This window comes from Streptomyces sp. NPDC036815 (assembly GCF_055609205.1).
On sequence record NZ_JBVJPW010000010.1, the window covers coordinates 208,016 to 229,097 of the forward strand.

Below are 21,082 nucleotides of genomic sequence, written 5' to 3' on the forward strand. Positions count from 1 at the left end.
CGCGCCGAGCCCGACCACGTGGTGGCCGTCAACGAACCGGCACGCCGTGCACCTGTCGGCCGACCGCGAGACCGCGACGCGCGTCGGCGCGCGCCGCGGCCGACCCGTCGTCCTGTCCGTCGACGCGGGCAGGATGCACCGCGAGGGCCAGGTGTTCCAGGTCAGCGCCAACGGCGTGTGGCTCACGGCCGCCATCCCGCCCCACTGCCTGCGCTTTCCGGGACCGCACTGAACCAAGCGAGCTGCCCACCGGCGCTCGTGTCCGGGTGCCGGGGTGTCCGGGAGTCCGGGAGTCCGGGAGTCCGGGAGTCCGGGGAGAGGCTCAGCCCAGCTGGCGGGCCGCCTCCGTCGCGATCTTCTCGAACACCGACTCGTCCGCGGCGAAGTCGGAGTCGGGGATCGGCCAGTGGACGACGATCTCCGTGAAGCCCAGCTCCTGGTGGCGGCCCGCGAAGTCCACGAACGCGTCGACGGACCGCAGCGGACGGCTGCGGTCCGGCGTGAAGCCGGTCAGGAGGACCTTGTCCAGCTCGGCCGTGTCCCGGCCGATCTCCGCGCACGCCTTGCCCAGCTTCTCGATCTGCCCGGCGAGCGCCTCGCGCGACTGCTCCGGCGTGCCCGCCTCGAACAGCTTCGGGTCCCCCGTCGTCACCCACGCCTGCCCGTGCCGGGCCGCGAGCTTCAGACCGCGCGGGCCGGTGGCCGCGACGGCGAAGGGCAGCCGCGGCCGCTGCACGCACCCGGGGATGTTGCGAGCCTCGGTCGCCGAGTAGAAGGCCCCGTCGTACGTCACCGAGTCCTCGGTCAGCAGCCGGTCGAGCAGCGGCACGAACTCCCCGAACCGGTCGGCGCGCTCGCGCGGCGTCCAGGGCTCCTCGCCGCTCTTGAGCAGCGTCGTGGCGTCGAAGCCGTTGCCGCCCGCGCCGATGCCCAGCGTGATCCGGCCGCCGGAGATGTCGTCGAGCGAGATGAGTTCCTTGGCGAGCGTCACCGGGTGGCGGAAGTTGGGCGACGTGACGAGCGTCCCGAGGCGCAGCCGCTCGGTGGCCGCCGCGGCGGCGGTCAGCGTGGGCAGCGCACCGAACCAGGGACCGTCACGGAAGGAGCGCCAGGCCAGGTGGTCGTACGTGTACGCCGCGTGGAAGCCGAGCTCCTCGGCCCGCAGCCACTGGTCGCGGGCGCCCTCGTGCCAGCGACGGACGGGAAGAATCACGGTGCTCAGGCGCAGACTCATGTCACAGAGCTTACGGCGACACCGGCACGCGGCCGATCCGCCCCGGGGGGCCCGCGGAGCACTCACATGTGCGCCCCAGCGCACGCCCGTGCACCCCGGTGCGGGACAATCGACGGTGTGACCTCAGCTACCCCAGGGCCCCGGCGCCCGGCCCCCACCGCCCCGGCAGCCACCGTTTCGGCAGTCGGTGCCCCGGCCGGGCCGCGACCACGGCCCCGGCTGATCGCGACGGACCTCGACGGCACGCTGCTGCGCGACGACAAGACGGTCTCGGACCGCACCGTCGCGGCGCTCGCGGCCGCCGAGGAGGCCGGTATCGAGGTCTTCTTCGTGACCGGCCGCCCGGCCCGCTGGATGGACGTCGTCAGCGCCCACGTCCACGGCCACGGCCTCGCCATCTGCGGCAACGGCGCCGCGGTGGTCGACCTGCACGGCGGCCCCGGCACCCACAGCTTCGTCAAGACCCGCGAGCTGGAGCGGGCATGCGCTCTCGACGTCGTCCGCAGACTGCGCGCCGCCGCGCCGGGCACGTCGTTCGCGATCGAGCGGACCGGCGGACTGCACCACGAGGAGACCTACCCGCCGCTGCACATGGAGCCGGGCGAAAGCATCGCGCCCGCCGAGAAGCTGCTCGCCGAGCACCCTGCGGACTCCGCGGCCGCCGACCAGCCCGTCCTGAAGGTGCTCGCCTTCCACCCCGGCCTGGCCCCCGACGAGTTCCTGGTGCTCGCCCGCGCGGCCATCGGCGACCGGGCCACGGTCACCCGCTCCAGCCCCAGCGCCCTCCTGGAGATCAGCGGACCCGGCGTCTCCAAGGCAAGCACCCTGGAGCTGTGCTGCGCCGAGCGCGGCATCAGCCCGCAGGAAGTCGTCGCCTTCGGTGACATGCCCAACGACATAGAGATGCTCGCCTGGGCGGGCACGTCGTACGCGATGGGCAACGCCCACCCCGACGTCGTCGCCGCGGCTTCCGGGCGCACCGTCGCCAACAACGACGACGGCGTCGCGGTCGTGATCGAGCGGATCCTCCGGGAGCGCGGGCAGTCCGACGGCTGAAGCCCTTCTCCGAGGTGCCGGCGTTTCCGTCGTGCAGCCGTTTCCGTCGTCCAGCCCTTCTCCGTCGTGCAGCCCTTCTCCATAGAGGTCGCTCAACGGCAACCGGTACGTACGCCGAGGGCGCTCACCGTGCGCCCTCGTGCGGTTCAGAGCCTGACGCCCCGCTTGGCCAGCCACTTCACCGGGTCGACCGCCGACCCCATACGCGGCGTGCGCCGCGCCTCGAAGTGCAGGTGCGGACCGGTCGAATTGCCGGTCGTGCCGGCCTGCCCGACCCACTGGCCGGGACGCACCCGGTCCCCCCGCTCGACGGTGACGGCCGCGAGGTGCGCGTACTGCGTGAAGTGCCCGCCCTCGTGCCGCACCACGACCTCGATCCCGAAGCCCCCGCCGCACGACACGCTCACCACCCGGCCCGCACCGACCGACCGCACGGGCGCCCCGATGCCGACCGCGAAGTCCTGCCCGGTGTGCCGGTGGGCCCAGTGCGCACCGGCCCGGTCGAAGCCCGCCGAGAGTTCGTACGACGCCACGGGCGCCACCCACGCGCGCGTGACGCGCCTTTTCGGCTGGTCGAGCCGGACCGCGCCGCGGCAATTCCCCGCGGCGACCGCCCGGTCGGCCTCGCCCTGCAGGGTCCACCGCGCCGTCTCCAGCTTCCGCCTGATGTCGCGCTTGAGCCTGGCCAGGCGCACGTTGCGCCGGTCCAGGGAGCGCTTGGCGCGGGTCGCCTCGCGCTTGGCGACGGCCAGACCCGCCGCCGCCCGCCGGGTCTTGGCGACGACGCCGTTGACGGCGAGGTCCGCCTGCCGGAACGCGTGCTCCCCGCGCACCAGGGCGTCGGGGCTGTCCGCGAGGAGCAGCTGCGCCGTGTAGGGCAGGCCGCCGCCCGAGCGGTACTGGGCCCTGGCCAGGCGGCCGAGGTCGCCGTGGAGCGCCTTGGCCTCGTGCCGCTCCCTGGCGAGGAGCCGGTCCAGTTTCCGGACCTTCACCCTCTGGATGCCCGCTGCCCGCCGCACCTTTTCGTAGCGGGCGGTCGCCGTGGAGGCCTCTTCGTAGAGCCGCGCCACGTCGGCGCTCGTGCCCGGCCCCTCGAAGGCGGGCGCGGGAGTGGGAGACGTGGTCCAGAGCAGCGCGCACAGCAGCACGGGCACACTGACGAACGGGTGCGGGCGGCGGCGGCTGAGGACCATGTCACGGATCGTTGCCCGCCGCGGCGGCGCGGTCCCTGTGCCACTCGTGCACGCGGGGGTCACGGTGCCCCGTACGGCCCACCCGGGTACCGCCGAACAGGGCCCCCGCCCCGCACCGTGAGACCCCGGCCGCCCTACGTCAGTACGGCGCCTCCCACACCACCGTCGTGCCCCCGCCGTCCTCGCCGATCCCGGACCCGTACCAGCTGTCGCCGCCCAGCGACTCGGCCCGCCTCTTGAGGTTCTTCAGGCCGCTGCGCCTGCCGCCCTCCGCGATGCCCACGCCGTCGTCGGCGACGGTCAGGCGGACGCCGTGCTGCCCGTCCGGGAGGACCACGGTCGAGTCGACCACGACGTCGATCCGCGCGGCCTGCGCGTGCCGGAACGCGTTGGACAGCGCCTCCCGCAGCGCCGCGATGAGGTTTTTGCCGGTGAGTTCGCCGACCACCGTGTCGACGGGCCCCACGAAGTGGTGCGAGGGCTTGAAGCCCAGCGGGACGGCGGCCATGTTGATCTCGCGCAGGACGCGGGTGCGCAGTCCCGAAGGCGCCTCGGCCGGGCCCTGCTGCAGGGCGAAGATCGCCGTCCGGATCTCCTGGATCGTCACGTCCAGTTCGTCGACGGCCCTGCCGACGCCGACCTGCACCTCCGGCACGACCGACCGGCGCTGGGCGCTCTCCAGCATCATCCCGGTGGCGAAGAGGCGCTGGATGACGAGGTCGTGCAGGTCCCTGGCGATCCGGTCGCGGTCCTCGTAGACCGCGAGCCGTTCCCGGTCCCGCTGTGCCTCGGCCATCATCAGCGCGAGCGCCGCCTGCGAGGCGAACTGGGTGGCGAGCGTCCGCTCCGCCTCGCTGAACGGGCGCTCGCCCCGCGCGCGTGGCGTCACGAGCGTGCCGAGGACGCGGCCGTCGCTCTGCAGCGGCAGCATCATGACGGGGCCGAAGGCGCGGGCGATCTCGGTCATGACGCGCGGGTCGGTGGCCATGTCGTCGATGAATACGGAGTGGCCTTCGAGGAGGTCGGCCACGATGCGGCTCTCCGGGGGGACGATCACGCCGAGGGCGCCGGTGGGCTCCTCCGAGGAGACCGCGACGACCTCCATGCCGCCCTCCTCGTCGGGCAGCAGCACGATGCCCGCGGTCGAGTCCGCGAGGTGCCTGGCCTGCTCGGCGACGACCGCGAGCGCGTCCTCCGCGTCGCTGCCGGACAGCAGCGCCGTGGTGACCGCCACGGAGCCGTCGATCCAGCGCTCACGCTGTTTGGCGGCTTCGTAGAGGCGGGCGTTGCCGATGGCGATGCCCGCCTCCGTGGCGAGGACGCGCACCATGTGCACGTCGTAGTCGCTGAATTCCGCCCCGTCCCGCTTCTCCGTCAGATAGAGGTTGCCGAAGATCTCGCCCTGGACGCGGATGGGGACGCCGAGGAAGGTCCGCATCGGGGGGTGGTGGGGCGGGAATCCGCAGGAGCGCGGGTCGGCGGAGAGTTCGCCGAGGCGCAGCGTCCGCGGCTGGTGGATGAGGGCACCGAGGAGGCCCTTGTGGCCGTCGGGCAGGTGCCCGATCCGCTCGGCGGTCTCCGCGTCGATGCCGTGGTAGACGAAGTCGGAGAGCCCCTCGCCGTCCTCGGCGACGACGCCGATCGCGGCGTAGTGGGCGTCCGCCAGCTCGGCGGCCGTCTCGCAGATGCGGTCCAGGGTGGTGTGCAGTTCGAGCCCGGTACCGACCGAGCGCATGGCTTCGAGCAGCTGCGGCACGCGCGAGGTCAGCTCCGGCGAGAGCCCCTGGAGGCTGCGGGTCGCCCGCGCCGCCGCCTCGTCCGAGTGCGATGTGCCGTCGGAGGGCGGGGGGTCGGCGGAGGCCGAGGGTGCTGACATGCCTTTGAGCCTAGTAAGTCCTATTTACAGGGGAAAGTCGAAGCCGTCGAGGATCCGCCCGCCCACGGCCTTGTCCCGGCTCGGGCCGGGACCCCCGATCACCGCACATCGATCCCTCCGCTCCCGCTGCTCGCTCATCCCGCCACCAGCAGATCCGCCGCCCGCTCCACCTCGAGCATCCGCCGCAGCGGCCCCTCCTCCGCCGCGAGCTCCGCGTACGTGCCGCGCTGCGTCACCCGCCCGGCGGCCAGGACGATCACCTCGTCCACGGCGTCGAGCCCGGCGAGCCGGTGGGTGATGAGCAGGGTCGTGCGGCCCTCGGTCGCCGCCAGCAGATCGGCGGTGAGGGCGTCGGCGGTCGGCAGGTCGAGGTGCTCGGCGGGCTCGTCGAGGACGAGGACGGGGAAGTCGGCAAGGAGCGCGCGGGCCAGCGCGAGGCGCTGCCGCTGCCCTCCGGAGAGCCGCGCTCCGTGCTCCCCGACGAGCGTGTCGAGCCCGTCGGGCAGCGCATGCACCCACCCGTCGAGCCGGGCCCGCTCCAGGGCGTCGCGCACCTCCTCCTCCGTGGCGTCCTTCTTGGCGAGCAGCAGGTTCTCGCGCACCGAGCTGTCGAAGATGTGGGCGTCCTGGGCGCAGAGCCCGACCGTGCGGCGCACGGTGTCGCCGTCCAGCGCGGTCGCGTCCGTGCCTCCGAGCGTGTACGTCCCCTGGCTCGTCCCGAGGAATCGCAGCAGCACCTGCGCGAGCGTCGTCTTGCCGGACCCGGACGGGCCGACCACGGCGATCCGCCGCCCGCGCTCCAGCGTGAGTCCGACGCCGGCGAGCGCGTCCCGCTCCTGCCCTTCGTACCGGGCGTGCAGGTCCTCGACGCGGAGCGGGAAGGGTGTCCGCGGCGCCGGTGCGGGCACGGCGGGCTCGGGGACGGGTACGGGCGCGTCGAGGACCTCGTAGACCCGCTCGGCGCTCTTCCTGACCCGCTGGCGGTACTGCACGGCGAGCGGCAGCCCCATCACCGCTTCGAAGGCGGCCAGCGGGGTGAGGACGACCGCGCCCAGGGCCACGCCGCCGAGCCGCCCGTCGTGGACCGCCTGTACGCCGACGAGCGAGGCCGCGGCCACGGTGAGCCCGGTGATGAGCGCCCCGAGACCGTCGCCGAGCGCGGTGGCGGTGGCGCTCCTCGATGCGATCCGGGTCAGCTCGGCGTCGGCCTCGCCCGCCTCGGCCGTACGACGCTTCAGCGCACCGGCGACGGTCAGTTCGGCGGTCCCGGTGAGCAGGTCGGCGACGCGGGTGGCGAGCACCCCGCGCGCCGGGGCCAGCTTCCGCTCCGTGCGCCGGGCCACGGCGCCGCTCACCAGCGGGACACCGGCGCCCGCGGCGAGCAGCCCCACGGCGAGCACGGCACCCGCCTCGGGCAGCAGCCAGGCGGTGAAGCCGACGGCGCCCGCGCTCACGAGGGCCGCGGCGGACGCGGGGAGCAGCCAGCGCAGCCAGTAGTCCTGCAGGGCGTCGACGTCGGCGACCAGGCGGGAGAGGAGGTCGCCGCGCCGGGCGCCGCGCAGGCCCGTGGGGGCGAGCCGCTCCAGGCGCCGGTAGACGGCGACCCGGGTGTCGGCGAGCATCCTCAGCACGGCGTCGTGCGAGACGAGGCGCTCCGCGTACCGGAAGACGGCGCGGCCGATGCCGAAGGCGCGGGTCGCCGTGACGGCGATCATCAGGTACATCACGGGCGGCTGCTCCGAGGCCCGCGAGATCAGCCACCCGGAGGTGGCCATGAGTCCCACGGCGCTGCCGAGCGCGAGGGCGCCGAGCAGCAGCGCGAGCGCCAACTGCCCGCGCCGGGCCCGCGCCGCCGCCCGGACCCGCCCCAACAGGCCCCGCCGCGCAGCCTCCGCAGGCTCCGGACGCTGCGGAGCCGCCGGAGTCTTCGGAGTCCCCCGAGTCGCCGCAGTCGTCGCAGTCGTCGAAGGGGAGTCCTCCGCGGCGGTGCCGCTGACCTCGCCGTCGTGGGCAGCTGTTCCCGGCGCGGGACGAGTCCCGCCCCGCGCCCCCCGCTGCCCGGCGCCGTCCGCCGACGCACCGATGCGCACCACCCTGTCGGCCACGGCCAGCAGCGCGGGCCGGTGCACGACCAGCAGAACGGTCCGCCCCACCGCCAGCCTGCGGACCGCCTCGACCACCTCCGCCTCGGTTCCGCCGTCGAGCGCCGCCGTCGGCTCGTCGAGGAGCACCACGGGCCGGTCGGCGAGGAACGCCCGCGCCAGGGCGAGCCGTTGCCGCTGCCCGGCGGAGAGCCCGGCTCCGTTCTCGCCGAGGGCGGTGTCGGCCCCGGCGGGCAGCGCGTCCACGAACTCCAGGGCACCCGCCTCCCGCAGGGCGTCCCGCAGCCGCGCGTCGTCCGCGTCCGGCCGCGCGAGGCGTACGTTCTCCGCGACGGTCCCGGCGAAGAGGTGCGGCCGCTGCGGCACCCACGCGATCCGCTCCCGCCACCGCTCGGGCGAGACGTCGGCCAGGTCGACGCCTCCGACGCACACGCGCCCCTCGGTGGGCCCGACGAACCCGAGCACCACGTTCAGCAGGGTCGACTTGCCCGCCCCGCTCGGCCCGACGAGCGCCACGGTCTCGCCGGGGGCCACCTCGAAGGAGGCGCCGGAGACCGCGTCGGAGGACCGCCCCGGAAACCTGACCGTCACACCCTCCACGCTCAGCACGCCCGTGGGCGCCGCCCCCGACCCGGCATCCGGCACCGGTGTCTCCAGGACCTCGAAGATCTCCTCGGCGGCCGAGAGCCCCTCCGCCGCCGCGTGGTACTGCGCCCCGACCTGGCGCAGCGGCAGGTAGGCCTCGGGGGCGAGGACGAGGACGACGAGGCCGTCGTACAGCTCCATCTCGCCGTGCACCAGCCGCATGCCGATGGTGACCGCGACCAGCGCGACCGAGATCGTCGCGAGGAGTTCCAGGGCGAACGACGACAGGAACGCGATGCGCAGCGTGCGCATCGTCGCCTGCCGGTACTCGCCGGTGATCTTGCGGATCGACTCGGCCTGCGCCTTGGCGCGGCCGAACACCTTCAAGGTGGGGAGCCCCGCCACCACATCGAGGAAGTGGCCCGAGAGGCGCGAGAGGAGCCGCCACTGGCGGTCCATGCGGTTCTGCGTGGCCCAGCCGATGAGGATCATGAAGACCGGGATGAGCGGCAGGGTCACGACGATGATCACCGCCGACACCCAGTCCTCGGTGACGATACGGGCGAGCACCGCCACGGGCACCACGATCGCAAGGCCCAACTGCGGCAGATAGCGCGAGAAGTAGTCGTCGAGCGCGTCCACACCCCGCGTGGCGAGGGAGATCAGCGACCCCGTGCGCTGTCCGCCGAGCCACCCGGGCCCGAGCGCGCCCGCCCGCTCCAACAGGCGCCCCCGCAGCTCCGACTTGACCGCCGCGCTCGCCCGGTGCGCGGCGAGTTCGGTCAGCCAGGCGACCAGCCCCCGCCCCGCCGCGACGACGGCGAGCAGCACCAGCGGGGTGCCCAGGTCACCCGCGGAGAGGTCCTTCTGGAAGGCGCCCACCACGATCTCGGCGATGAGCATCGCCTGACCGATGACCAGGCCGGCCCCGATCAGCCCCAGAACCACCACGGCGACGAGGAAGAAGCGGGTGGCGCGGGCGTACCGAAGCAGGCGCGGGTCGATCGGTTTCACGTGAAACACACCCTCCGAAGGACAGGGGGCCGGCAGGTGAGGACGGGCTCAGTGCGCGGCGGACGACACGGGCTCAGTGTGCGGCGTCCGCGATGTGCTGCGTACCGATCCGCTTGCGGAACACCCAGTACGTCCACGACTGGTAGAGCAGCACGACCGGCGTCGCGACGCCCGCGCACCACGTCATGATCTTCAGGGTGTACGGGCTCGACGAGGCGTTGGTGACCGTGAGGCTCCACTCCTCGTTCAGCGACGACGGCATCACGTTCGGGAAGAGCGTCAGGAAGAGCATCGCGACGGCGGCCGCGATCGTGATCCCCGACAGCGCGAACGACCAGCCCTCGCGCCCGATCCTGATCGCCGCGATGGCACCGACGAGCGCGACGACCGCCACGACCATCGCGACCAGGCTCTTGCCGTCCCCCTTGTCGGCCTGGGTCCAGAGCAGGAACCCGAGCGCGAGGACGGCGGTGACGAGTCCGAGGCCCAGCGCCGTCTTCCGCGCCCGCACCCGGATGTCGCCCACCGTCTTGAGCGAGGCGAACACCGCACCGTGGAAGGTGAACAGCGTCAGGGTGACCAGGCCGCCCAGGATCGCGTACGGGTTGAGCAGGTCCCAGAAGGTGCCCACGTACTCCTTGTGGGCGTCGATCTTCACACCGCGCACGATGTTGCCGAAGGCCACGCCCCACAGCACCGCCGGGATCAGCGAGGTCCAGAAGATCGCGTGTTCCCAGTTGGTCTGCCACCGCTCCTCGGGCCGCTTGGCGCGGTACTCGAAGGCGACGCCGCGCACGATCAGGCAGATGAGGATGAGCAGCAGCGGCAGGTAGAAGCCGGAGAAGAGGGTCGCGTACCAGTCGGGGAAGGCGGCGAAGGTCGCGCCGCCCGCCGTGAGCAGCCACACCTCGTTGCCGTCCCAGACGGGACCGATGGTGTTGATGAGGACCCGCTTCTCGACCCGGTCGCGGGCGAGCAGCTTGGTCAGCACACCGATCCCGAAGTCGAAGCCCTCCAGGAAGAAGTAGCCGATCCAGAGGACGGCGATCAGTACGAACCAGACGTCGTGAAGTTCCATGTCCTGCTCGCTCCTTCCTTCAGTACGAGAAGGCCATCGGCCGGTCGGAATCGGAGTCGGCGTCGGAGTCGGAGCCGTTGCCCGCTCCGGGGCCGCCGATCTTGGTGGGCGGGTTGAGGTCCGCCTCGGTCAGCTCGGGCGGGCCCTTCCTGACGTACTTGAGCAGCAGTTTCACCTCGATCACGGCGAGGATCGCGTAGATCAGCGTGAACCCGATCAGCGAGGTGAGCACCTCGCCCTGCGAGACCCCGGGGGAGACCGCGTCCTTGGTGCGCAGGACGCCGTAGACCACCCAGGGCTGCCGCCCGGTCTCCGTGAAGATCCAGCCCCAGGCGGTGCCGATGAGCGGGAAGATCAGCGTCCACTGCGAGAGCCGCCACCACCAGTTGCCGATCTTGGGCGAGAGCTCCTTGTTCTTGGTGAGCATCAGCTTGGGGATCTCGTCCGCGCCGGTGCGGTGCTCGGGCGCGAGCCAGAACTTCTTCCGCGTCAGCCACAGACCCGCGGTGCACAACACCATCGAGACCCCGCCGAAGCCGATCATCCAGCGGTACGACCAGTAGGCGGTGGGGATGTTCGGCCGGTAGTCACCGGGCCCGAACTTGTCCTGCGCCTGCTTGTTGAGGTCGTTGATGCCGGGGATCTCGGCGTTGAAGTTGTTCTTGGCGAGGAAGGACAGGACGCCGGGCACCTCGATGGCGACGTCGTTGTGCCCCTTGGCGACGTCTCCGTACGCGAAGAGCGAGAACGGCGCCGGCTTCTCGGTCTCCCACAGCGCCTCGGCGGCCGACATCTTCATCGGCTGCTGCTCGTACATGACCTTGCCGAGGGTGTCGGCGCTGATGACGGTGAGCAGCGTGCCGACGAACGCGGCGACCAGACCGAGCCGCATCGACATCCGCATGGTGCGGACGTGCCGCTTCTTGCGCAGGTGGACGATGGCGATGCCGGTCATGAAGGCGCCGCCGACCAGGATGGCCGCCGATATGACGTGGAAGAAGTTGACGAGCGTCGTCTCCTGGAAGAGCACCTTCGAGAAGTCGGTGAGCTCGGCGCGCTTGCTGCCGTCCCGCTGCACGATCTTGTAGCCGACCGGGTGCTGCATAAAGGCGTTGGCGGCGATGATGAAGTACGCCGACAGGACGGTGCCGACGGAGACGATCCAGATCGTCGCGCAGTGCAGCTTCTTCGGCAGCTTGTCCCAGCCGAAGATCCACAGGCCGATGAAGGTCGACTCGAAGAAGAAGGCGATCAGCGCCTCGAACGCGAGCGGCGCCCCGAAGACGTCACCGACGAAGCGCGAGTAGTCGGACCAGTTCATGCCGAACTGGAACTCCTGGACGATGCCGGTGACGACACCCATCGCGATGTTGATCAGGAACAGCTTTCCCCAGAACTTGGTCGCTCTGAGGTAGTGCTCCTTGCCGGTCCGCACCCACGCGGTCTCGAGGATCGCCGTGAGGGCGGCGAGCGAGATCGTCAGGGGGACGAACAGGAAGTGGTAGACGGTCGTGATGCCGAACTGCCATCGCGCCAGGGTTTCCGGCGCCAGAGCCAGGTCCACTGCGACTTCTCCTTACTCACCGCGGGCCAAGGAGACTTTTTTGCCCCTTTTGTCCCACTGATCTCCGGATGAACCGGGACACGCTTGTGAACGCGTTCACATTCACAAGCATTATGTCGTACGGACTGTCGACACCCAAAAGGGGGGTCCCCCCTTACCGCCGGGAACGCGAAGAAGGCCTCGGGATCCCGCCCGAGGGCTTCCACAAAACTTCAACATATTGTTGAATCCGCGCCATGCAGATACGGATCTCCTGGCCCGCCGGGCACCTGACCGCGACGCTCGACGACACCCCGACCGTCCGGGCGCTGGGCGGCGTCCTGCCGCTCAGCTCCACCGCCCGCACCTGGGGCGAAGAGGTGTACTTCGACACAGGCGTCAGCGTCCCGCGCGAGGGCGGAGCCCAGCAGGTCGTCGCACCCGGCACGGTCGCCTTCTGGACCGACGGCGACGCCCTCGCCCTCCCCTACGGCCCGACGCCGATCTCGCGGGGCGACGAGTGCCGCCTCGCGAGCCCGTGCAACGTCCTCGGCCACCTGGACGGCGACGCCCGCCTCCTTGCCACCGTGCGCGACGGCGACCCCGTCCGCGTCGAACTGACGGACGACTGAACGGCGGAGGCGGCTGACGACTGAACCGCAGCGGCGGTTAGAGCTCCTTGTGGAAGGCCTCCGCCGCCTGCAGGAACAGGTCGTTGGCCTCGGTCTCGCCGATCGTGGCCCGCATCCCCTCACCCGCGAACGGCCGCACGACCACGCCGGCCTCCTCGCACGCCGCAGCGAAGTCCGCCGTACGGTCCCCGAGCCGCAGCCACACGAAGTTCGCCTGCGTCTCGGGCACCGTCCAGCCCTGCCCGCGCAGCGCCTCGACCACGCGCGTGCGCTCGCCGACCAGCGAGCCGACCCGGCCCATCAGCTCGTCCTCGGCCCGCAGCGACGCCACCGCCGCGTCCTGCGCGAGCTGGCTCACGCCGAAGGGCACCGCCGTCTTGCGCAGCGCGGCGGCCACCGGCTCGTGGGCGACCGCGAAGCCGACGCGCAGGCCCGCGAGGCCGTACGCCTTGGAGAAGGTGCGCAGGACGCAGACGTTCGGGCGGTCGCGGTAGATCTCGACGCCGTCCGGCACCTCGGGGTCGCGGATGAACTCGCGGTACGCCTCGTCGAGGACGACGAGCACGTCGCTCGGCACCCGGTCCAGGAACCGCTCCAGCTCCGCCCTGCGGACCACGGTGCCGGTGGGGTTGTTGGGGTTGCAGACGAAGATGAGCCGGGTGCGGTCGGTGATCGCCGCGGCCATCGCGTCGAGGTCGTGCACCTCGCCGTCCGTCAGCGGCACCCGCACCGAGGTCGCCCCGCTGACCTGCGTGATGATCGGGTACGCCTCGAAGGACCGCCACGCGTAGATCACCTCGTCGCCGGGGCCCGCGGTGGCCTGCAACAGCTGCTGGGCGACGCCCACGGAGCCGGTGCCGGTGGCGATGTGCGAGACGGGCACGCCGAAACGGTCGGCCAGCTCTGCCATCAAGGTCGTGCACGCCATGTCGGGGTAGCGGTTGAAGGAGCCGGCCGCGGCGAGCACACTCTCCATCACGCCGGGGAGCGGCGGGTAGGGGTTCTCGTTCGAGGACAGCTTGTAGGCCGCCGGACCGTCGGCCGCCGCGGGCTTGCCCGGCTTGTAGGTGGGAATCCCCTCAAGCTCGGCGCGCAGCCTCGGGTTCGTCTCGCTCACCGCAGTCCTCCTCGTAGCCAGTCACAACCGTTCGAATACTGCTTACCTTATGAGGATTCGGCGCCCCTGCGAATGGGCTTCCGGCGTATCGGACGAGAGGGGCGCCCCGTGCTCCCCCGTGCGCCGGTGGCTCGCTCCGTGGCGCGCGTCCCCCGTGAAGGTGAGTTGAGACCTCTTCGAGACCTGGCCCTTTTGGCAGGCCCATGCGCGACGATCAGGGGCAGCTGCCCATCGGGGCCGACAACTCCCTTGCATTCCATGGTCATTGGGTCGGTCGAGCCATGCAGAAACGTGCCTGTCAATGTGTGAATATGCGCCCCTGCTACCCACCCCCATGAGCCCTACTATCGGCTCGCCATGACAGCAGCAGGGAAGCACCAGGTGAGCCGAGCGGAGACCGCACGCCGGGGCAACCGGCAAAGTCGAGCGGGGATCAGAGACGTCGCCGCAGCCGCCGGTGTCTCCATCACGACTGTCTCCGACGCCCTCAACGGCAAGGGACGGCTGCCCGACGCCACCCGACGCCACGTCCGCGAAGTCGCAGAACGGCTGGGCTACCGCCCGTCCGCGGCGGCCCGCACCCTCCGTACCGGCAAGTCCGGCCTCATCGGCCTGACCGTGACGACGTACGGGGATGAACCTTTCACCTTCACCGAATTCGCCTACTTCGCCGAGATGGCCAGAGCCGCCACCTCGGCCGCACTCGCCCGGGGCTACGCCCTGGTCATCCTCCCCGCCACCTCCCGCCGCAGCCCCGTCGACGTGTGGTCGAACGTCGCACTCGACGGGACCGTCGTCGTCGACCCCTCCGACCACGATCCCGTGGTCAGCGAACTGGTCAGACAGGGCCTGCCCGTGGTCTCCGACGGCCGTCCGGCGGGTTCGCTCCCGGTCACCGCCTGGGTCGACAACGACCACGAGGCGGCGGTCCTGGAGATCCTCGACCACCTCGCGGCCGCCGGCGCCCGCCGGATCGGCCTCCTCACCGGCACCACCACGGACACGTACACCCACCTCTCCACCACCGCGTACCTGCGCTGGTGCGAACGCGTCGGACAGGACCCGGTCTACGAGTCCTATCCCGCGCACGACCCGTGCGCGGGCGCCGTCGCCGCCGACCGGCTGCTCGCCAGGCCCGACCGGCCCGACGCCGTCTACGGCCTCTTCGACCCCAACGGCACCGACCTGCTCGCCGCCGCCCGGCGGTACGGCCTGCGCGTCCCCGACGACCTGCTGCTCGTCTGCTGCAGCGAGTCCACGGTGTACGCCACCACCGAACCGCCCATCACCACGCTCTCCCTCAAACCCCGGCGCATCGGCACGGCCGTCGTACAGCTCCTCATCGACGCCATCGAGGGCCTCGACACGGGCCGGCCCGTCGAGCAGGTGATACCGACCGAACTGATCGTGCGCACCTCGTCCGAGCGACGACCACCGCGCACGACGGTCAGCCCGCCCCGCTCGCCCGGGCACGGCTGACCGCTCCCGCCGTAGCACCCGGCCCCGGGCAGAGGTCGGCTTCCTCCCCGCCACCAGCGGGGAAACCTCTGCCCAATTCGGGAGAAAACCTCGGCGAACCGGGGTCCGGAACCGATTCACCACCCCTGGTGCACCACACAGCGGGAGCCGCATTCCTATGATGGGCGGACGACACCGCGGGCCGCTGCGACCAAGCAGTCCGATCTCGGTGCAGATGCGGCGCAATGGTGGTGGAGGGGTCGATGACTCAGGGGGCCGGTCAGGGACCCGATGTGCGGACGGCGACGCTGCGCGACTTCCGCGTACCGGCGTACGTCCATGAGACGACCGGACCCGCCCCGGCGAGCCCCGGAGCGCCCGGCGAACCGCCGGAGGAGGGCTACACCCCCACCCAGCGCGACCTGCCCGTCATCAACCGGGGCGACACGGTCCAGGTGCAGGTCATGCCGGAGCCACCGCAGCCGCGGGCGAGCGAGGAATTCGGTCCGCTGTTCGTCGTGGGCGACGTGCACGGCTATCTGGGCGAGCTCCTCGCGGCCCTGCACGAGCAGGGACTCGTCGACGACGAGGGCAACTGGTCCGCGGGCAACGCGCGCCTGTGGTTCCTCGGCGACTTCACCGACCGCGGGCCCGACGGCATCGGCGTCATCGACCTCGTGATGCGGCTCTCCGCCGAAGCGGCCGCCGCCGGCGGCTACTGCAAGGCGCTCATGGGCAACCACGAGCTGCTCCTGCTCGGCGCCAAGCGCTTCGGCGACACCCCCGTCAACTCCGGCGCGGGCACCGCCACCTTCCAGGCCGCCTGGCTGCTCAACGGCGGGCAGAAGACCGACATGGAGCGCCTGGAGGACCACCACCTGCAGTGGATGGCCCGCCTGGACGCGATGGAGGAGGCCGACGGCCACCTGCTCGTGCACTCCGACACGACCGCCTATCTGGATTACGGCGACTCGATCGAGGCGGTGAACGACACGATCCGGGAGACCCTGACGCGCAATGACGCCGACGAGTGCTGGGACCTCTTCCGCAAGTTCACCAAGCGCTTCGCCTTCCGCGACGAGTCCGGCCCCTCGGCCGTCCGCGAGCTCCTCGATGTCTACGGCGGCACACGCATCGTCCACGGTCACAGCCCCATCCCCTACCTCCTGGGCGACGTCGGCTCCGAGGACGAGTCGGACGGCGGCGGCCCGGTCATCGAGGGCCCGCACGTCTACGCGGACGGCCTGGCGATCGCCATGGACGGCGGAGTGACCATGGCCGGAAAGCTACTGGTCTGCCAACTCCCCCTGACTGACTGAGCGTTCTTCGGGCAGGCACTCCCCTACACGATCACGCTGGCCAGGGGGGCAATTTCCGGAAACCCCCTGTCACCGCATGCGGTCACGGCTCTACCATCGGCTTATCCGTAGCAGGCTCCCCTCCGTTTCTGCCCAACGGCTCGCAGCCATGCGAGCCTCAGCCCTACGGAGCATCGGGGGATGCACATGAACAGCGCTCCACACCTGCTCAATGAGGACCGCCCCGAGTACGAGCGGATCCTCGATGAGGCGCTGCGCAACGCACCTGATCGTCCTGAACTCGCCGCAGTGGGCCAGCGGCTCAACACCGAACAACTGCGCACCATGGCCCTGAACGCGACAGCACTGATCACGGCCTCGGCCGCGGCCGAGTACGCGCACTACGTGAAGGTTCGCGAGGAGTTGCGCGAACCTCGACCGACGTCCACATCGATCCGTGAAGGGAACGGACAGAGTGCCGCGGAGTCGGGCTCCGGCGGCATCAGCCTCGCCACCACGATGGGCGAGGTGGCGGAACCAGTGGCCGCGGGAGCCGGGGCGATCGCCGTCGTCGCGGTCCTCGCGCCCGTCCTCGCGGGCACGGCCGCGGTGATATTCCTGCTCGTCGGCTACATCCTGAAGATGCTCACCCCTGAGCCCGCCTTCGCGGACACCCTGCTCACCGCGGGATGGCTGTTCGGCGCGCTCACCGCCGGGGGCATCCTGGTCGCCGCGGTCGGTCTGCTCCTGACCGCCCTGCGCAACGGCTCCACCTCGCTCCAGGCAGAGCTGCACGGTGAGCGCTACGAGGAGGTGACCCGCGCCAGGGAGGACTGGGGCCGGGCACTCCTCGAACGCGGCGTCGTGCCGTTCCTGCGGGAGGCCCTGACGGACCCGGGCGCAGCTCCCGCCGCCCGCGCGCCGTCGTCGGGCGCCGGAGGATCCGGTGCGCACGGCAGCCGCATGCCCCAACTCGGCTATCACAGGCCGGGGTTCAGCAGCCCGGAGGGCGGCTCCACGGCGGGGTCGCGCCCGAGCTACTCCAGCCCGGACTTCTCCAGCCCCGACTTCGGCGGTCCCGACCACAAGCCGGAGTAGTGGGGCCGGGGACGGGCACGGGGCAAGACCGTGCACAGGTACGCAGCGGCCGGACGAGGGACCGGCCAGGTCGGACCGTGTGACCTGGCCGAACACCGGCAGGACGAGGCGCGAGGCAGGGCAGTGACCGGCTGGATGCCGGTGTGCTGCCCTGCTCCCGCGTGCCGTCGGCCGTGGGAACCGCCACGGAGCCGGTCGTGAGGTCGGCCGGGGAGTCAGCCGTGGAGACGGCTCAGTCGGCGATCGGCAGGTAGACCCGGTTGCCCGCCGCGGCGAACTCCTTGGACTTCTGCTCCATGCCCGCCTCGATGTCGTCCTGCCCCAGGTCACCACCGTGCTGACGCCGGATGTCCTGCGAGATCTTCATGCTGCAGAACTTCGGCCCGCACATCGAGCAGAAGTGCGCCGTCTTCGCGGGCTCGGCCGGCAGCGTCTCGTCGTGGAACTCCCGTGCCGTGACCGGGTCGAGGGCCAGATTGAACTGGTCCTCCCAGCGGAACTCGAAACGCGCGTCCGAGAGCGCGTCGTCCCAGTCCTGCGCGCCCGGGTGGCCCTTGGCGAGGTCCGCCGCGTGCGCCGCGATCTTGTACGTGATCACGCCGGTCTTCACGTCGTCGCGGTTGGGCAGGCCCAGGTGCTCCTTGGGCGTGACGTAGCAGAGCATGGCCGTGCCCCACCAGCCGATCATCGCGGCGCCGATGCCGGAGGTGATGTGGTCGTAGGCCGGGGCGATGTCCGTGGTCAGCGGGCCGAGCGTGTAGAACGGCGCCTCCTCGCAGATCTCCTGCTGGAGGTCGATGTTCTCCTTGATCTTGTGCATCGGGACGTGACCGGGGCCCTCGATCATCGTCTGTACGTTGTGACGCTTGGCGATCGTGTTGAGTTCCCCGAGCGTCCGCAGCTCGGCGAACTGCGCCTCGTCGTTGGCGTCCGCGATCGAGCCGGGCCGCAGGCCGTCGCCGAGCGAGTACGTCACGTCGTACGCCGCGAGGATCTCGCAGAGTTCCTCGAAGTGCTCGTAGAGGAAGCTCTCCTTGTGGTGCGCGAGACACCAGGCGGCCATGATCGAGCCGCCGCGCGAGACGATGCCGGTCTTGCGGCGCGCGGTGAGCGGCACGTACGGAAGGCGCACGCCCGCGTGCACCGTCATGTAGTCCACGCCTTGCTCGGCCTGCTCGATGACCGTGTCCTTGTAGATCTCCCAGGTCAGCTCCTCGGCCTTTCCGTCGACCTTCTCCAGGGCCTGGTAGAGCGGCACGGTGCCGATCGGCACGGGGGAGTTGCGCAGGACCCACTCGCGGGTGGTGTGGATGTTGCGGCCGGTGGACAGGTCCATGACCGTGTCGGCGCCCCACTTGGTCGCCCACGTCATCTTGTCCACCTCCTCCTCGATGGACGAGGTGACCGCGGAATTGCCGATGTTGGCGTTCACCTTCACCAGGAACTTCTTGCCGATGATCATCGGCTCGATCTCCGGGTGGTTGACGTTGGCGGGGATCACCGCGCGGCCCGCGGCGACCTCCGCGCGCACGACCTCGGGGTCGAGGTTCTCGCGGATCCCGATGAACTCCATCTCGGGCGTGATCTCGCCGCGGCGGGCGTACGCGAGCTGCGTCACCGCCTGCCCCGCACGCCCCCTGCGCGGCTGGCGCGGGCGGCCCGGGAAGACCGCGTCGAGGTTCTTCAGGCCGCCGCGGGGCGAGGTGTGCTTGATGCCGTCGTCCTCGGGACGGGGCGGGCGGCCGGTGTACTCCTCGGTGTCGCCGCGGGCGATGATCCAGTTCTCCCGCAGCGGCGGCAGGCCGCGGCGGACGTCGGTCTGCGCCGACGGGTCGGTGTAAGGGCCCGAGGTGTCGTAGAGCGTGACAGCCTTGCCGTTGGTGAGGTGCACCTGACGGACCGGCACGCGCAGGTCGGGGCGCGAACCCTCGACATACGCCTTGTGCCAGCCGATGGACTTCCCGGCCTCGTCGGCCGCGACGGTGTTCTCGTCGCTGCCGGAGGCAGGCGTGCGTGCGTCCGATGTGGTCATGAGACCTACTCCCTACGCCGGCATTACCCGGTAACAGGTTCGGCGGTCGACGCAGCGGATTCCGTACGGCTCGTACACGATCGTGCCGGTTCGTACGGAGGTCAGCGCCCTCTCAGCCCGGTGCTCCGAGCTCCCGCGATTGCAAAGGTGGCTCCACGCTAGCGTCATCTCGGGCGCGCTGAACAGAGGGCCCCCTCCGTTCTTGCGATGATCGGGCAGTGACCACCACAGAGCCGCCGCTTCCGCCGCCCTCTCGTCCCCCGTCGCAACCGCCGGGCCCGACCCCGCCGTCGGACGGGAAGGGGCACGGCCACGGAGGAGATGGGCATGGAGGACATGGGCACGGGGGCCACGGACACGGGGGCCACGGGCACTCGCACAGTCACGGCCCCGCCGCGCCCGTCTCCAAGCACCTGCGCAAGGTCATCGCCGCGGTACTGATTCCCTTCGCCGCCGCGGTCGTCGTCGGCCTGGTGGTGCTGTGGCCGGGCGGCACACCGGGCCACGAGCGCACCGGTGTTGGGTTCGACCGGCAGACCCAGGCGGCGAAGGTCACGAAGGTGCAGGAGCTGCCCTGCAAGGACCTCAGCCCCTCCCAGACCCCGCCGAACGGTGACACCTCCACCGCCGAGGGCCAGTCCGCCCAGTCCCGGGCCGCGGGCACCTGCAAACGCGCGACGGTCGAGGTCAGCAGCGGCGACGACAAGGGCCGCACCTTCACCGAGATCATCCAGCCGGACTCGCCCCGTCAACTGCGGCAGGGCCAGCAGGTGGTGGTCGCCTACGAGCCCAAGGCCCCCGAAGGACTGCAGTACTCCGTCACCGACGTGAACCGCAAGCTCCCGATGGCACTGCTCGCCGGCATCTTCGCCCTCGCCGTCGTCGTGGTGGGACGGCTGCGCGGCGTGATGGCCCTGGTCGCGCTCGCCATCAGCTTCATGGTGCTCACGTTCTTCATCCTGCCGGCGATCCTGCAGGGCTCGAACCCGCTGGTCGTGGCGGTGATCGGGGCGAGCGCCATCATGCTGATCGCGCTCTATCTCTGCCACGGCCTCACGGCCCGCACATCGGTCGCGGTACTCGGCACGCTCATCTCCCTCCTGCTGATCGGCCTGCTCGGCTCGCTCTTCATCGGCTGGGCCTCCCTGACCGGCAACACGGACGACAACACCGGTCTCATCCACGGCCTCTACCCGTCCATCGACATGAGCGGCCTCCTGCTCGCGGGCGTCATCATCGGCTCCCTCGGTGTACTCGACGACGTGACGGTCACGCAGACCTCCGCGGTCTGGGAACTGCACCAGGCCAACCCGACGATGGGCTGGCGCGGCCTGTACCGCGCGGGCATCCGCATCGGCCGCGACCACATCGCCTCCGTCGTCAACACCCTCGTCCTCGCCTACGCGGGCGCCGCGCTTCCCCTCCTGCTGCTCTTCTCGATCGCGCAGTCCAGCGTGGGCACGGTGGCCAACAGCGAGCTGGTCGCCGAGGAGATCGTGCGCACCCTGATCGGCTCGATCGGCCTGGTCGCCTCGGTCCCCGTGACGACCGCGCTGGCCGCCCTGGTCGTCTCGGCGGACCGCACGACCGGGACTCCGGCGCCCGTCGGCGGCACGGGGCCCGGCATGGGCCTCTCCGCCCACACGGGCGCCACCGCTACCGGCCCTGCCCGCCCTTCCCGCGGCGGAAGGGGACGGCGCCGCAAACGGTGACCGCTCCCAGTGCCAAGAAATGCACCAAAATGCCACCCTCATCCGCCCCTTGAC

General features: G+C 71.3%; 14 protein-coding genes and 1 pseudogene. 7 read left to right on the top strand and 8 right to left on the bottom strand.

From position 1 onward, the window contains the following. Positions 1 to 34: 34 nt before the first annotated feature. A pseudogene (locus tag ACZ69I_RS21960) lies at positions 35 to 232 on the top strand (RNA 2'-phosphotransferase); the annotation flags it as partial. Between the two features lie 90 nt (positions 233 to 322). Here the strand turns inward: ACZ69I_RS21960 and ACZ69I_RS21965 are convergent. Next, a complete protein-coding gene (locus ACZ69I_RS21965) occupies positions 323 to 1,234 on the bottom strand; it encodes an LLM class flavin-dependent oxidoreductase (RefSeq protein ID WP_470834059.1) in 912 nt (303 codons plus the stop codon). A gap of 117 nt (positions 1,235 to 1,351) precedes the next feature. Here ACZ69I_RS21965 and ACZ69I_RS21970 point away from each other — a divergent pair, with 117 nt between their 5' ends. Next, on the top strand, positions 1,352 to 2,290 hold the full coding sequence (locus tag ACZ69I_RS21970; protein ID WP_467679082.1) for a Cof-type HAD-IIB family hydrolase: 939 nt from the start codon (positions 1,352 to 1,354) through the stop codon (positions 2,288 to 2,290). 146 nt (positions 2,291 to 2,436) lie between these two features. Here the strand turns inward: ACZ69I_RS21970 and ACZ69I_RS21975 are convergent, their stop codons facing one another. The 5 genes from ACZ69I_RS21975 to ACZ69I_RS21995 all read right to left on the bottom strand — a co-directional run bounded on the left by ACZ69I_RS21975 (position 2,437) and on the right by ACZ69I_RS21995 (position 11,702). Continuing rightward, entirely contained in the window at positions 2,437 to 3,483 is a 1,047-nt protein-coding gene (locus ACZ69I_RS21975; protein WP_467679084.1) for a murein hydrolase activator EnvC family protein, read from the bottom strand. A 139-nt stretch (positions 3,484 to 3,622) separates the two neighbouring features. Then, complete coding sequence (locus ACZ69I_RS21980) at positions 3,623 to 5,359, bottom strand: GAF domain-containing sensor histidine kinase (protein WP_470834060.1); 1,737 nt, start codon at positions 5,357 to 5,359, stop codon at positions 3,623 to 3,625. Positions 5,360 to 5,493: 134 nt separating this feature from the next. Then, a complete protein-coding gene (gene cydD, locus ACZ69I_RS21985) occupies positions 5,494 to 9,060 on the bottom strand; it encodes a thiol reductant ABC exporter subunit CydD (RefSeq protein WP_470834062.1) in 3,567 nt (1,188 codons plus the stop codon). A 73-nt stretch (positions 9,061 to 9,133) separates the two neighbouring features. Beyond that, the gene (cydB, locus tag ACZ69I_RS21990; RefSeq protein ID WP_470834063.1) at positions 9,134 to 10,138 is read right to left on the bottom strand and encodes a cytochrome d ubiquinol oxidase subunit II; all 1,005 of its coding nucleotides are present in this window, start codon (positions 10,136 to 10,138) and stop codon (positions 9,134 to 9,136) included. Between the two features lie 19 nt (positions 10,139 to 10,157). Beyond that, complete coding sequence (locus ACZ69I_RS21995; protein WP_470834065.1) at positions 10,158 to 11,702, bottom strand: cytochrome ubiquinol oxidase subunit I; 1,545 nt, start codon at positions 11,700 to 11,702, stop codon at positions 10,158 to 10,160. A gap of 236 nt (positions 11,703 to 11,938) precedes the next feature. Here ACZ69I_RS21995 and ACZ69I_RS22000 point away from each other — a divergent pair, with 236 nt between their 5' ends. Then, positions 11,939 to 12,313, top strand: a complete 375-nt coding sequence (locus tag ACZ69I_RS22000) for a cyclophilin-like fold protein (RefSeq protein ID WP_470834067.1) — start codon at positions 11,939 to 11,941, stop codon at positions 12,311 to 12,313. 37 nt (positions 12,314 to 12,350) lie between these two features. On the opposite strand, the gene hisC is transcribed toward ACZ69I_RS22000, so the two are convergent. Continuing rightward, the gene (hisC, locus tag ACZ69I_RS22005) at positions 12,351 to 13,430 is read right to left on the bottom strand and encodes a histidinol-phosphate transaminase (RefSeq protein WP_470834069.1); all 1,080 of its coding nucleotides are present in this window, start codon (positions 13,428 to 13,430) and stop codon (positions 12,351 to 12,353) included. A gap of 357 nt (positions 13,431 to 13,787) precedes the next feature. On the opposite strand from hisC, the gene ACZ69I_RS22010 reads away from it, so the two are divergent. From ACZ69I_RS22010 to ACZ69I_RS22020, 3 genes are all read left to right on the top strand, one after another. Next, positions 13,788 to 14,909: a LacI family DNA-binding transcriptional regulator gene (locus tag ACZ69I_RS22010; protein ID WP_467679104.1), complete on the top strand. Its 1,122-nt coding sequence runs from the start codon at positions 13,788 to 13,790 to the stop codon at positions 14,907 to 14,909. Between the two features lie 242 nt (positions 14,910 to 15,151). Then, positions 15,152 to 16,207, top strand: coding sequence for a metallophosphoesterase (locus ACZ69I_RS22015; protein WP_467679106.1), 1,056 nt, complete (start codon positions 15,152 to 15,154; stop codon positions 16,205 to 16,207). Positions 16,208 to 16,387: 180 nt separating this feature from the next. Continuing rightward, positions 16,388 to 17,284 (top strand): hypothetical protein, encoded by an 897-nt coding sequence (locus ACZ69I_RS22020; RefSeq protein WP_470834071.1) that lies wholly within the window; start codon positions 16,388 to 16,390, stop codon positions 17,282 to 17,284. Positions 17,285 to 17,516: 232 nt separating this feature from the next. Here the strand turns inward: ACZ69I_RS22020 and thiC are convergent, their stop codons facing one another. Continuing rightward, a complete protein-coding gene (gene thiC, locus ACZ69I_RS22025) occupies positions 17,517 to 19,316 on the bottom strand; it encodes a phosphomethylpyrimidine synthase ThiC (RefSeq protein WP_467679110.1) in 1,800 nt (599 codons plus the stop codon). Between the two features lie 218 nt (positions 19,317 to 19,534). Between thiC and ACZ69I_RS22030 the strand changes: the two genes are divergently transcribed. After that, positions 19,535 to 21,028 carry a YibE/F family protein gene (locus tag ACZ69I_RS22030; protein WP_470834073.1) on the top strand — a complete coding sequence of 498 codons (1,494 nt, stop codon included), beginning with the start codon at positions 19,535 to 19,537 and terminating at the stop codon, positions 21,026 to 21,028. Positions 21,029 to 21,082: the final 54 nt, after the last annotated feature.

Bases quoted from the DNA above. Each gene is read 5' to 3' on its own strand.
- ACZ69I_RS21965 (WP_470834059.1), bottom strand. From the start codon at position 1,234: ATGAGTCTGCGCCTGAGCACCGTGATTCTTCCCGTCCGTCGCTGGCAC.
- ACZ69I_RS21975 (WP_467679084.1), bottom strand. From the start codon at position 3,483: ATGGTCCTCAGCCGCCGCCGCCCGCACCCGTTCGTCAGTGTGCCCGTG.
- ACZ69I_RS21980 (WP_470834060.1), bottom strand. From the start codon at position 5,359: ATGTCAGCACCCTCGGCCTCCGCCGACCCCCCGCCCTCCGACGGCACA.
- cydB (WP_470834063.1), bottom strand. From the start codon at position 10,138: ATGGAACTTCACGACGTCTGGTTCGTACTGATCGCCGTCCTCTGGATC.
- ACZ69I_RS22000 (WP_470834067.1), top strand. From the start codon at position 11,939: ATGCAGATACGGATCTCCTGGCCCGCCGGGCACCTGACCGCGACGCTC.
- ACZ69I_RS22010 (WP_467679104.1), top strand. From the start codon at position 13,788: ATGACAGCAGCAGGGAAGCACCAGGTGAGCCGAGCGGAGACCGCACGC.
- ACZ69I_RS22015 (WP_467679106.1), top strand. From the start codon at position 15,152: ATGACTCAGGGGGCCGGTCAGGGACCCGATGTGCGGACGGCGACGCTG.
- ACZ69I_RS22020 (WP_470834071.1), top strand. From the start codon at position 16,388: ATGCACATGAACAGCGCTCCACACCTGCTCAATGAGGACCGCCCCGAG.
- thiC (WP_467679110.1), bottom strand. From the start codon at position 19,316: ATGACCACATCGGACGCACGCACGCCTGCCTCCGGCAGCGACGAGAAC.